The organism is Companilactobacillus nantensis DSM 16982 (genome assembly GCF_001435815.1).
Lineage (GTDB): Bacteria > Bacillota > Bacilli > Lactobacillales > Lactobacillaceae > Companilactobacillus > Companilactobacillus nantensis.
In genome coordinates, this window is record NZ_AZFV01000012.1 from 67,441 (window position 1) to 80,784 (window position 13,344).

Here is a 13,344-nt window from a genome sequence, read left to right on the forward strand (position 1 = left end):
ACACATGAAAAACATTTTTATCGACCATATTTTAGGGTCAACTGCTTTAGGAACCTTTGTTAATATTTGTCTACTGATTCTCTGCTTATATCCAATTGTTGGCTCCTTTTTCTGGTTCAGCGGTGCCCTCAACTATCGCTTTTTAAAGAAGAACAAATACGATACTGATTGGCACAATATTCCCAAAGCACAACAACCAATGATTACCATTATGATTCCAGCTCATAATGAAGAAGTTGTGATTGAAGAAACAATTACTTACCTATTTGAAAATTTGAATTACGATAACTTTGAAGTTTTAGTTACTAATGATGGTTCAACTGATTCGACAGCTGACATTATTAAACGCTTGATGAACAAATATCCACGCCTGCGGACAATCAACATCATTAAAAATAAAGGCAAAGCACACGCCTTTAATATCGGTATGCACTTTGCCAAAGGGGAATATATTCTCAGTAACGATGCGGATACGATTCCTGAACCAGATGCTTTAATGAAATATATGAATTTTTTCATGCATGCTCAAGACATGAATACTTCGGCAGTTACGGCCAATATGGACGTTCAAAACCGCAGTACTTTACTTGGCAAATCTCAAACCGTCGAATTCTCTAGTATTGTTGGTGTTATTAAACGTAGTCAAACTTCCATTAACGACTCAATGTACGCTTATAGTGGTGCTAATACGCTCTATAAGAAAGACTTTCTCATAGATGTTGGTGGATTTCGACAAGATCGTGCTACCGAAGATATCAGTATTGCTTGGGATCATCAAACAATCGGTGCTATTCCACGTTTTGCGCCAGACATCGTCTTTCATATGAATGTTCCTGAAAAAGTTGGCGACCTTTATAAACAGCGTCGTCGTTGGGCTCAAGGGGGTACCGAAGTTTGGTTGACCAATGTGAAAAAATTTCTATTTCATCCGATTCAACGTCGTTATCAAATGTCGATGTTTATTGACTCCACCTTATCGATTATTTGGTCCTTCTTTTTTGTTATTACCTCGGTAATGTTCATAATCGCCATGGCAATAAATCTTTTCCAAGGAAATTATGAACGACTTTTCCATGGTTTCGTCATTTCATTTATCTTCGTAACCTTTGAATTGATAGCCGGCTGTATGCAGCTAATTACCGCGCTACTACTTGATCATCACGGTGCCAAGCTCAAGTATGCCTTTTTCGCACCACTATATATGCTCTTTTACTGGATGATCAATCCCATCACCGTTGTCGCAACATTCATCCCTGCCATGAAAACCATTCTCGGCTTTGGCTCTGGTACTTGGGTCAGCCCTAAACGTAGTTCCTTGCAGAATAAGAAGTAGTCACTTTTTTAATCGTTAGAGTGGACAATTACAGGTTAAAAAACTATGATTACATAGATTTAAATGCAATTTTTAAGGAGTTACAATGAGGAGAAATTCATGGATTGCTTGGGTGATCATTCTTGCAGCAGCTTTTGTTGTCGTAGAGACACACCCACAAATTGTCCCCCAAGTTAAAAGTGAAATAAAAGAAACCAATACTCGGTTACAACCATATTTATATTTAGCTAAAGCCAATATCGAAAAAAAGCTCACTGGTAAAACTGAAACAACTTCTGAGGAACAAGTTGGGAAAGTTGCTACACCAATCGAAGCACCATTAAAAGATATGAACACATCAAGCACCTATTATTACCATTTCAAAAGTAACGTCCCTGGAAACGTTCGCGAAGTCTTTTTAAATGCCGTAACAGCGTACAACAACACCGGCATCGTCAAACTTATCCCCGGAACAGCCCAACCAAATCAAAACAATATCACATTCTCGATTTATCATAAGAAGATTGAAAACTTTGCAGCCAATACCGTTGAACTAGGCAGCGGAGGCCCTTCAGCATTACAACTAGATCACTACGCTATCAACAGCGGTCGGGCTGGACTGAACTTAACCTATCCCAACCTAGCAATTAAAGATTCAGTCGCCATGCACGAATTGGGACATGCTCTAGGCTTAGGACATAGTTCGTTTACTAATTCAGTCATGTATCCAGTCGATCAAGGCGTCTCAAAACTATCAGAAGCAGATTTAAATGGTTTGAAAAATATTTATAAATAACAAAAAGGCAGTACCAACAATCATTTTAAAGATTGTTGGTACTGCCTTTTATTTTGTTTGCTAAATATCAATTACTGTTTACCAATGTGTTTAAAGTAGTTAATAACAAATATATAACTAACACATTAGTCTCCGAGTGCGAGAAATTTGGTTAGCCGTGCAGGTGGCGTTAAGGCTTTAGCCTTTACATCACGGGACGAATTTTGAGATTCGCGTACTTTGCGAAGCTCAAAATCGAGCCTGGAGACCTTGGCTCCAGGCGGTCCCCACAGCCAACCAAAATTTCTCGCACTCGGAGACGGCCTACCCCAAACCTGATAATGTAATTTCTAGCATTTCATCAAAACTATCATGTGCATTAATCAATTCATTATCAAACCGACCGTTACCCACATGAATAACCTCACCAATAATTAAGCTGCGCAACATTCGAGAAACAATCAAACGTTGTTTATCATCCATAATAAATGGATCTAACAAACGATCCAAAATAGTATGTAACGCCTCAAAACTTTTATCCAAATCAGGATCATGCAAATTACCTGCTGGAATACTGAGAATCTGTTGCGTGACACGAAATTTACTTAAGGAATAATGGACTGAGGTGTTGGCAAACGTCTTAATTGCCTGCTTTCCAGATAAACCTAACAAATCAGCTTGTAACCGAATTGCTAGTTGGTCATAAAAATTAACCGCCACAGCAACTTTTATTGCCATCACGTCAGGAAAGTAATTATAAATAGCTTGCGACCTAGTACCCAACTCTTTACCTAATTTGGTAAAAGTTAGAGTTTCTTGTTTGTTAATTAATTCTGTTGCTGTTGTGACAATTTTTTCTTTTGATAACGTTCTTGAAGTCAAAATAACCCCTCCAACTTGATTTTTACAGTTTGTAAGTTATAATTACACAGTGTAAATATAATATAACAATCTGGTGATAACTTATGCAAATTAAAACGAATTTTTCGAATAATACAATTCCTGATCAATATGGTTGTAACGTTGCTAGCGACAACCTAAACCATGGTATCAATCAAACATCGTTTCCTTTTACAGTTACTAATCTACCTAAAGACTCACGTTATTTAAGTTGGACCTTAATTGATTATGATACAATCCCAATCTTTGGCTTTGCTTGGATTCATTGGTCAGTTACAGATTATCCGGTTACCTCAGATAATCTAACAATTGAATCTAATTTTAGTCAACTTGCGACCATTCCTCAAGGTAGAAACAGTCTTGATTCGTTAATTCAAGACCTCCGTGAACCTCTGTGGAAAGGTCGAAAATTTCGCCAATCACTGACAACTCACTATTCTGGTCCCCGTCCCAAAGATGGAATTCATCATTATCGACTATCTGTCTATGCCATGGATTCGGCTTTAAATTTGGAAGCAGGCTTTGGCTTGAACGAATTAATGAATCGAATTGACAATGTCACAATAACAGAAACTAGTCAGAATTTACTCTATGAAAGAAGGCCTTAATCTTGGCCACAATTTTGTTAATTATCGCAGGAATTCTAATCGGAACGTTTGTCATTGCCTTAGGTGGCGGTGGAGCAGCAATTTATTTAGGAATACTTTCGTCAGCGTTCCATCTACCTCCCGCTGAGGCTGCCGCAACGTCGATTATTACAGCATTACCATCATTAATTATTGGAACAGTTGCTTACATCAGACAAAAGCGAGTTAACTTTCACTTAGGTAATCAAATGTTATTAACTGCTCTGCCTGCTGTAATTGTCGGTTCACTCTTATCCCCACACATTCCCCAATTATTCTATAAATGGCTGATTGCAATTATTTTGGTTGCCTTGGGTGGACAAATCTTTTTCAAACAACATCAAGCTGTTAATAAAACCACGGAGAACAAATATGCAGCGGCGTTATATGGCATCGTTAGTGGACTAATGGTTGGTATTGCTGGTTTAAGTGGTGGTGGTCCGGTATTAGCGGGATTATTAATTCTAGGTTTGGATACTTTTGAAGCTACGGCCACATCATCTTATGTTTTAGTTGGTATGAGTGCTCTCGGGGCAGTCTTTCACTTAACTGGCGGAGACGTTTATTGGCAAGCTGGGGTCCCCTTAATTATTGGTGCTATCATTGGTGCCTTAATTGCTCCAGTATTAGTTAATCATCTAGCTAAAAGTAAACACACTGCTTGGACACAATATCTCATCGCTATTTTATTGATTGTCATGGGTATTAAATCAGTCTTGTGAAAAAATAATTCTTATCAAAAAAACAGCACCCTAATCGGTTGCTGTTTTTATCTTGCCTTCATAACGCTCTTTTTAACTGCTTCTCGTCTAAATAAGTAAGCCAAAATAATGATAACTAAAATAATTAGAATTAACGCCGTCAACATAATGTTGTGAATTCCTGAGAAGAAAATTCGTTTCATTTGCGGTACATAAGCTTTAGGCAAATCTTTTGCGACTGCCGCATTACTTAGTTTATTCATCATCCCCATTGTAATGTGACCGTGACTTTCTCGAACACCTTTGATCAAAGCCAAGTTTAAAATAACACCGTAAATTGATGACATAAATGTTTGACTCAAAATTCTAACCAAGTATGCAAATGATGTCGAAATTGGCACGTCCCTAGTTTCCACATCAAACTGAACTGCAATCAACAATGCGTTGAAACAAACACCAATACCGAATCCTTCAAAGACACCCATTATCAAGAGGAACGTATAACTAGTATTTTGACTAGCCCAATACAAACCAGCAAAGGAAATCAAAAATGATGCTGTCCCAATGGCAATAATCATATAGCGGCTCATCTTCCGTTGCATGAAAGGCTCTAATTCTGAACCGATGAAATTGGCGATTGCCCCAGGAATTTGTGTCATTCCTCCGACTAACGCACTCAAACCCATAATTCCTTGAGCCCACATAGGAATATAAATATTGAAAGCAACGAACGATCCCCACAATAAAGCAAACAAAATCAAATCAATCACGAGTTTTTCATTTTTAAACAAACGATTAGGAACGATTGGATCATCAACTTTATTCTCAATCCGTGACATCCAAAAAATCAGTACAGCTCCCAAGACAATGAATCCTATAGTAACAAAAATCGATGAAACTCCGAGTTCTTGAATTCCAATCAAAAACGATGTCAAACCTAGAACCATCAAAATAGCTCCATAGTAATCAACTTTTTCCTCATTGAGTTTCTCTTTCAAATTAAAGAAAATAGCTACGATCGTAATTGACAATAAAGCTAATGGCAAGTTGATGTAGAACACCCAATGCCAACTAAACGTATCAACAATCCAACCACCAATTAACGGTCCAACAATTGACGTCCCACTGAAACCAGCTGATGCAATACCGATAACTTGCGAACGACGTTTAATATTTTTAAAAATCTGTGAGTAGATAATGAACGGAATTGTATTCATTCCACCAGCACCGATTCCCATGATACTTCTGGCTGTAATAAACCAAATAATATTTGGAGCTAATCCTTGAAATAACGCTCCAATCATGAAAACAACTGTGGCAGTAATATAGGCAACTTTATTACCCTTTTTCTCACCAAACTTACTCCATAACGGTGTTGAAACGGCCATCCCTAACAAGAAAATAGCCACGATCCAGCCCATATACTGAATACCATGCAAATCACTAATGATTGCTGGCAATGCGGTATTGATAATCGTTGCATCAAGTCCAGCCATCATATTCGACAGCACTAATGCAAAGGTAACCAATATCTTACGATTTCTACTCATACCTCTACTTCTTCCCTATAATATTTACCAACAAAAAATAAGACCTACACATCGTGCAACGTCTTATTTCTTTGGCAATCCTCAATTATGATATTTACTGAAAAGACATAACTTATTTTCAATTATATGCTTATTTAATAAATCATACAATCAACTACGAGTGGTACTGATTAAATATGCTGCCTCCAGGAACAAGAAATTTAGGTCGCTATGGAGAACGATTCGAGCCAAAGGGCGGTCTCGAATCTCGATTTTGAACCTCACATAAACCGCGAGTTTCAAAACTCGTCCCGTGGTGTAATGGCTAAAGCCATAACGCCACCTTCACAGCGACCTAAATTCTTGTTCCTTCCGGTTAGTTTATTCGTTGTTTTTATTCCGAATCTCTAAATTAACAGGACTTATAGCCTATTTCACTATTCCGTCAACGATGCAACTAGCACAACGCGCTACATATCAAATTTAAAAACTAAAAATTAGATTTTAGTTACCCTTACATTATAGTTCTTCTGGTTCATCTAAAACTTCTTGTAAACGATTGAAAAATTGTGCTGTTTGATATCCGTCACAAACAGCGTGATGAATTTGGAATGAGACAGGCAACTTAATTCCGTCTGACCGCTTTTTGAACTTGCTGGCCGTTACGATTGGTAACAGATAATTATCGTTATTACCGATATTTAAATTGAATGATTCAAAACTTACCCAAGGAATCATTGAAATGTTAACAACATTCTTAGGAACTGGTTGCTTAGGGAACAGTTTCCCAGTATCACGATATTTAGCCACATCATCCAAATAATCACGATGGAATTCGGCGAAAGTATAAGTATCTTCAGTGTCAATATTGGAGAACAATTCGCGCTTATTATCAAAGATTGAATAAAAGGCTGTGCTACTGTCGTAAAAGCCTAATTCTCCTTGGTCATTAAAGTCCATTCGATACAAATAATTGGAGTTTATAACACGTAAAACTGCATAGATAAATAATGGATAGAACTTATAATCATTTTCTTTAGCAAAGTGTAACGCCGTTTCAATGTTGATTTCATGTGTTGCACTGTAAGTTGTCTTTTGATCAATAAAATGTTCAAAAACTTCCTTGCGGTTCCAATTGTCTAAATCTATCTTCGTAAACGTCATCGTAATTCCTCCTAAAAATTGTCTTACTTCTATATTAGTATCATACAACTTTTAAGAAGCACAAATTCTAAAACTATCAGGATTTAAGAATCATGGATTCCTTATATGTAAATTTTTGCCTAAAACACTCAATTTATATAAATTTTATTATAATTAAATAAATTGAATTTGATTAATGTAGTGATACAATATGTTCAATATTAAAGTTGTTCTTAACTGAGGGAGGACAATGTACATGAGGAATCACTTGAGGAAAAACCTATGGACTGTTTTTTATGTCTTCATAGGTATTTTTACTATTGTTTCATTTAATACAAATAACGTTTCAGCTGCTTTAACTAAAAGTACCGATCTGGATGTTTTAAAAAGTGCTCCAACTGGTATTCCAGTCAGTAGCTATATGTCTAATACTGCCCCTACTAAAATTGATAGTAAGGATATTTACACAACTAATTCGGCTCAAATTGTCGATACAACCGGAGCTAATTCTAGTAAAGGTAATATTGTATCTTTAGCCAGTGGTCCCAACACTTATGGATCAATGTGGTCAACCAACAAAAGCTTTGATATTAATAAAAGTCAAACGATTTCTGCATGGTTGTACTTTGGTTCCGGGACTGATTCTGATGCTATTAACAGTGAAGGTATTTCCTTCGTACTACAAAACGATAAAAATGGTGTCGGAGCCTTAGGCGCTGGGCTCGAAGGTATGGGAGTTTATGGTTATGACGCCTCAGGTTACAATATTTTGAGCGGAACTAGCGCCACTCAAAGTTACATTCAAAAAACAGCTATTCAAAATAGTATTGCTCTTGAATTTGATACAGCCAATAATAGTTTTTTCGTACCAACAAAACCAATCAATAATAATTCTGGTGTGTTTAGTTTTGGATCATTAGGTACTTATTACTCTTTGGACGGATATGATACTCAACTGGGGAGTTCGGTGTCGAGTTCACTAGGCTTCTCAAATGATGCCAAGTACGGTGCTAGTGGCCCCTTTGGACACATCGCCATGACCTATCCCGGTCTTGCCGCTTCTTATCAATCAACCGACTTTACAGGAAATGCTGTAAATGCTTATAGTCCATGGACTTCTGGCTTTGTACTAATTCACAACAGTAGTAAGGCAGCCATGTTAGTTGATGGAAAAGATCAAAATGGCAACCTACTTTATTGGCACCATGTGACGATTAAGTGGACACCTCCTGCTAGTGGAAGTACTAACGGTACTTTATCGTATAACTTCAACGACAAAAATCCAGACTATAGTGATAACACTATGACTGGTGATGATAAAGAACTTTCAAATACCATTAATGCGGATACTTCAAAACTCAACTCCACTGATGGTAAGGTTCGTTGGGGATTCACAGCTGCCAATGGTCCTGCAACTAATGTTGCTACCAAATTAGTAGCTTTTGATTCAATCCCTGATTTGCTAAGTTCTGATGCTGACGCTAATATCGTCGACACAACTTTAAATAATAAAGAAATCACTGACTCATCAACTGATAAAAAAGTCGGTAATGGTGATTCACTTGAATTAAATTATGACTTGAACTACCTCACTGGCAATGTTGATTGGAAAGACATTGCTGCCAAAATCAAAATCCCGGACAATGTTACTGTCACACCTGATGCTGCTAACAATGTTGCTACTATCACTTACTCTGATGGTTCGTCAGAGAATATCAGTGCTAGTGAACTTACTGACAGCACCTTGCAACATACTTTGGCTCAAACACTGGGGACATCAGCGGCCGGAAAATCAGCTAGAATCACCATCAATGCCAAAGCCGTCAACACTACAACCAGTGATATCAACGTGGCTAAATCTGTAGCGACCTTCAGTGGCTCCAATTCACTTGCATCAACCAATAGTCCAGCTTTCACAATTTTAGCAACGCCAAATTATAAATTGAATTTAGCCAATTCAAATTCAAGTAACGAAATTGATTTACTCTATAAACAAGATACTGCCACTTTAGACTTACCTACTACTTTGAACTACAGTGATAACCACAGTTTTGGTGATACAAGTAGCAGTACCAACATTGTTTACCAAATCACTGCTGGGGACAAAACATATCAAGTTGCCTCGACTGCTACAGGTACAAAATTTGATCAAACTATTAATCTAAAGAGTCTCATCAATGATGACACAGCTTTCTGGAATCTGTTTGCTCAAGGAACAACTAACAAGGTCACTGTTAAAGCAATCGATGCAGCTAACGGACTAGTTTCCAATACAATTACATACAACGTTGTAACGAAACAAGACGAGACTCTTAGCATGACTGTCTCAAACAATTTGGCATTCAAAGATGTTAATTATGGTAACAATACTGAATATTTGCCCCGAAAATCTGACTTTGATCTCAGCGTGACAAGCATTCGTGAACCATGGCAACTTCAAGTTACAACTAACGGTCTATATCTAAATAGTCAAACACTAAATAACAACATGACTTTGGTCTATAAGAAAGATAGTGCATCGCAATACAATACCCTCAGTACAACGCCAACGTTGATTGATGAAGATACTACTTCTTCAGATACTAGTACGACTACTGACATTGCCGATGACTGGACAAGCAATACTGGTCTACTCTTGAAACAACTCGGAATCAGTACTGCTGGCCAATACACTGGGACTTTAACATGGACTGTTTCTGATTCAGTTAATAATACGTAAAAAAATGTTATAATAATAAATGCGAACAGATGTTTGCATACAACTTAAACGGGTGCGTTTTTCGCAGCCGTTTTCTTGTTTGCTCAATTTTGATGAGGAGGCCAAATAAATGGCACAACAACGTACTTATATGGCAATTGATCTAAAATCTTTTTACGCATCCGTTGAATGTATTGCCCATGATTTGGACCCACTTAACGCCAATTTAGTCGTAGCTGACAACTCACGGACTGATAAAACTATCTGTCTGGCCGTTTCTCCCGCCCTTAAAAAATTTGGTGTTCCTGGCCGTCCTCGTCTTTTTCAAGTTGAACAAATTGTTAATAAACTTAATCGACAACGTCTAAAAGATAATTCATCACATCGTTTAACAAGATATTCTTCAATTAACCGACAACACTTATTAAATTCACCTACTTTAAAAATTGGTTATAAAACAGTCAAGCCACGAATGAATTTTTACATGCACAAAAGTGCTGAAATATACGGAATTTATTTACGTTTCATTGCTGCCAAAAATATTCACGTTTACTCAATTGATGAGGTTTTAATGGACGTCACTGACTATTTGGACCAGCACGATACAACAGCTCATGCACTTGCCAAAAATATTATCCAAGAAATTCAATCTGAAACGGGAATCACAGCCACAGCAGGCATTGGAACCAATCTTTATCTCGCCAAAGTAGCAATGGACATCGTTGCCAAGCATATTCCTGGTGACGCTGACGGCGTGCGAATTGCACAAATGGATGAACAACAATATCGTAAATTATTATGGGCACATCAACCAATGACTGACTTTTGGCGGATTGGTCACGGAACTGAAAAAAGATTAGAAAAGCTAGGGTTACATACGATGGGCGATGTAGCACGTTGCTCTTTAGGTAGCCTTTCTGATGAGAAAAATGAAGAAATCCTCTATCACGAATTTGGTAAGAACGCTGAACTAATTATCGACCACGCTTGGGGACATGAAACAGCTACCTTGGCTGATATTAAAAATTATCGGTCCGATGATCACGGTTTGTACTCGAGCCAAGTTTTGATGAAACCAACTTCCTACGAAGATGGTTTGAAAATTGTTCGTGGTATGAGTGATAATCTAGCTTTAGACCTCGTCCAAAAGAAAGTTGTCACTGACCGAATTGGCTTAATCGTTGACTACGATATTACCAGTTTACAAATTGATAACGGCTTTACTGGCAAGCTGACCACCGACTATTACGGTCGCAAAACGCCCAAGCCTGATCATACCTTTGTTAAACTTGAAGCTGTCACCTCTTCGTCAACCGAACTCAGGCGTAAATTTAAAGATATGTATGAAAAACACGTTAATCCTAAAATGCTGATTCGTCGCGTTACTGTAACGGCCAATAATCTTGTCGATGAAAAAACGGCGTTACAAAAACAAACTTTTAAGCAGATTGACCTATTTGGTAATCCTGAACAAGAAATCATCGCTGATAAACACGCCCAAATTAAACGTCAACAAGACCGCAAAATTCAAGAAACCATTCTTTCCTTACAAAAGAAATTCAACAATCGTAACATTATTCTCAAGGCATCCGATTTGGAAGCAGGTTCAACCACGATTGAGCGAAATAATCAGATTGGAGGTCACCACGCCTAATGGATGAAAAGCGCTTAATTGAACAAAAAATTTTCAATGATACTTCCACATATAACGACATTATGAATGTCCCCTATCACCAATCAAAACGGCATTTGCCAATGAATCAATTAGACCGAGCTTTCCAATTTGCTCCGTTTGGAGCCTTGGAAGGTTTTAATGATTTAATTCAAGAAAAGACTGAACTCTATGAACGCAAAAAATACACTACTAGTGAGACCGAGCTAACTATTGAACGACAATTGAAGTACTTACAAGCTCATTCTTTAAAAGTCGATGTTAATTATTTTAATGATGAATCTGGATACTATGAACATTTCAAAGGGTACCTAAAAAGTCTTGATTGGAAAAAGGGACGAGCTGATTTTGATGAATTATCCGTCGCTATTTTAAATATACGTTCCATAAAGTTGATAAAAAAATAAGGACTGCACGTAAAGTGCAAGTCCTTATTTTTGTTTCTAATAAACATAAAGTCAAATTCCTAGACGGACTATTAAATTAAGATTTTATTCCCATCAGTCCAAATTCTTCTAAATACAAAATAAATTTTTCTCTAAACTCAGCCAAATCATTAATTTCTACCATGCCTTTAAAATACGGATCCATTGTTTGAACTGATTCAAAACTGGCAGCATCCGTTGTTAGCATATGTAATCCACATATCATTGGTAGCCCATCAAGACTTTGTCTAAGTTTCCCCCTAGCTTCAGAAACTTCTTTGCTGTTTTGGCTCGAATAATGGTATACATAAGTCTGCTTGGCAACGTCAATTATTACAATAAAGTGGTAGTATTTCATCTTTTTATCCCTTCTCTTTTCGTTCTCTCTCATGACGGTCGTGTTCAAGATAATTAGCAACGGCATTGCTACTATCCCAAATTTGAAACTCCCAAGGTAAGTGATTATTTGTATCTTGCAAGTAACAATGAAAAGCGTGGTAGTTACCATCTGAGCGATAATAATAACGATATATTATTGATTCTTCTTTTAAATTATCAAGTAATTTTTTTATTTCTTGTTCTTTGTGAATCACATTGTCTAGTATTATACGTTCACCAAACAAATCATTCAATATTTTTGAAACATACTTATGACTATTCAAATTGTGATTTAACTTTTCGATAACAACTTCAAATTTCTTTATACGATATCTAAAGTTATAATTTCTCTGAAGTTCATCAAAATTGTCTTCTCTACTTTTAAACCATGTAGATAAATCTAAAATATACGCTGACAAATCTTCATTAAGAAATTCTGCGTTATCAATAATTTTATCCACTAATAATTTACGAAGGTTAAGTTGGCTTATGTTTTCAAAATAAAAACTACTAGTAAAAAATATATAATCTTTTTCATACCTTCGTAAAAAGCACTCTATAACCTCTATAGTATCAGCACTGATTTTCATATCCTCATTTCGTATTTAGTTGTTCAATCCTAAACTACGAAACGAAAATACAAATAAAGCCTATTTTTCTATAATTTCAAAACCATAACCGCGAATATGTTCCTTCAGCATCTTCAAATAATTTTTAGCTATCGGACTCAATTCCAACTGGCTATGTTTCAACCAACCTAACGTCATCGAATCATCCACATCCAATGGAATGGCGACAATCTTATCATCATTCAATTTATTACTAATGATTCCAGAACTAATCGTATAGCCATTTAACCCGACCATTAAATTAAAAATTGTGGCCCGATCACTAACTTTAATATTCTTCTTTCGATCCAAAGTACTCAAGATTTCCTCAGAAAAGTAAAAAGAATTGTTATCTCCTTGTTCATATGATAAATAAGGATAGTCTGCTAAATCAGCCAATGTCACTCGTTTCTTCTTTGTCAATGGATTTTGGCGCCCCACAAAAACATGTGGCAAAGCTTTAAATAACGGCGTGAATTCCAAATCATACTCTTTAAACAAACGTTGCATAACTTGGCGATTAAAGTTATTCAAATACAAAATTCCAATCTCACTCGCAAATTGCAAGAACAAGTTA

13 protein-coding genes are annotated in these 13,344 nt (G+C 36.7%); 7 read left to right on the plus strand and 6 right to left on the minus strand.

Annotated features, from left to right (window positions below; translation table 11 throughout):
* Positions 1–4 precede the first annotated feature (4 nt).
* Together FD31_RS06805 and FD31_RS06810 are read left to right on the plus strand one after the other, a co-directional pair.
* A complete protein-coding gene (locus FD31_RS06805; protein ID WP_057892016.1) occupies positions 5–1,333 on the plus strand; it encodes a glycosyltransferase family 2 protein in 1,329 nt (442 codons plus the stop codon).
* An 85-nt stretch (positions 1,334–1,418) separates the two neighbouring features.
* A complete protein-coding gene (locus FD31_RS06810; RefSeq protein WP_057892017.1) occupies positions 1,419–2,108 on the plus strand; it encodes a M57 family metalloprotease in 690 nt (229 codons plus the stop codon).
* 303 nt (positions 2,109–2,411) lie between these two features.
* Here FD31_RS06810 and FD31_RS06815 read toward each other — a convergent pair whose 3' ends face one another.
* On the minus strand, positions 2,412–2,969 hold the full coding sequence (locus tag FD31_RS06815; RefSeq protein ID WP_057892018.1) for a TetR/AcrR family transcriptional regulator: 558 nt from the start codon (positions 2,967–2,969) through the stop codon (positions 2,412–2,414).
* Between the two features lie 83 nt (positions 2,970–3,052).
* Between FD31_RS06815 and FD31_RS06820 the strand changes: the two genes are divergently transcribed.
* Both FD31_RS06820 and FD31_RS06825 read left to right on the plus strand, forming a co-directional pair.
* Entirely contained in the window at positions 3,053–3,595 is a 543-nt protein-coding gene (locus FD31_RS06820; protein ID WP_057892019.1) for a YbhB/YbcL family Raf kinase inhibitor-like protein, read from the plus strand.
* A gap of 2 nt (positions 3,596–3,597) precedes the next feature.
* Entirely contained in the window at positions 3,598–4,335 is a 738-nt protein-coding gene (locus FD31_RS06825) for a sulfite exporter TauE/SafE family protein (protein WP_057892020.1), read from the plus strand.
* A 47-nt stretch (positions 4,336–4,382) separates the two neighbouring features.
* Here FD31_RS06825 and FD31_RS06830 read toward each other — a convergent pair whose 3' ends face one another.
* Both FD31_RS06830 and FD31_RS06835 read right to left on the minus strand, forming a co-directional pair.
* Positions 4,383–5,864 carry an MFS transporter gene (locus FD31_RS06830; protein WP_057892021.1) on the minus strand — a complete coding sequence of 494 codons (1,482 nt, stop codon included), beginning with the start codon at positions 5,862–5,864 and terminating at the stop codon, positions 4,383–4,385.
* 498 nt (positions 5,865–6,362) lie between these two features.
* Positions 6,363–7,007: a CatA-like O-acetyltransferase gene (locus tag FD31_RS06835; protein ID WP_057892022.1), complete on the minus strand. Its 645-nt coding sequence runs from the start codon at positions 7,005–7,007 to the stop codon at positions 6,363–6,365.
* A gap of 247 nt (positions 7,008–7,254) precedes the next feature.
* Between FD31_RS06835 and FD31_RS06840 the strand changes: the two genes are divergently transcribed.
* From FD31_RS06840 to FD31_RS06850, 3 genes are all read left to right on the plus strand, one after another.
* Positions 7,255–9,705: an L-type lectin family protein gene (locus tag FD31_RS06840; protein WP_157049151.1), complete on the plus strand. Its 2,451-nt coding sequence runs from the start codon at positions 7,255–7,257 to the stop codon at positions 9,703–9,705.
* A gap of 109 nt (positions 9,706–9,814) precedes the next feature.
* Positions 9,815–11,338: a Y-family DNA polymerase gene (locus FD31_RS06845; RefSeq protein WP_057892024.1), complete on the plus strand. Its 1,524-nt coding sequence runs from the start codon at positions 9,815–9,817 to the stop codon at positions 11,336–11,338.
* The gene (locus FD31_RS06850; protein ID WP_057892025.1) at positions 11,338–11,763 is read left to right on the plus strand and encodes a hypothetical protein; all 426 of its coding nucleotides are present in this window, start codon (positions 11,338–11,340) and stop codon (positions 11,761–11,763) included. The genes FD31_RS06845 and FD31_RS06850 overlap by 1 nt, the downstream gene beginning before the upstream one ends.
* Before the next feature lie 76 nt (positions 11,764–11,839).
* Here the strand turns inward: FD31_RS06850 and FD31_RS06855 are convergent, their stop codons facing one another.
* The 3 genes from FD31_RS06855 to FD31_RS06865 form a co-directional block, all read right to left on the minus strand.
* Positions 11,840–12,139 (minus strand): hypothetical protein, encoded by a 300-nt coding sequence (locus FD31_RS06855; protein WP_057892026.1) that lies wholly within the window; start codon positions 12,137–12,139, stop codon positions 11,840–11,842.
* A 4-nt stretch (positions 12,140–12,143) separates the two neighbouring features.
* A complete protein-coding gene (locus FD31_RS06860; RefSeq protein ID WP_057892027.1) occupies positions 12,144–12,749 on the minus strand; it encodes a nucleotidyltransferase family protein in 606 nt (201 codons plus the stop codon).
* Positions 12,750–12,809: 60 nt separating this feature from the next.
* Positions 12,810–13,344, minus strand: a 535-nt coding sequence (locus tag FD31_RS06865; RefSeq protein ID WP_162258540.1) for a LysR family transcriptional regulator substrate-binding protein, incomplete at its 5' end; no start/stop codon positions are given.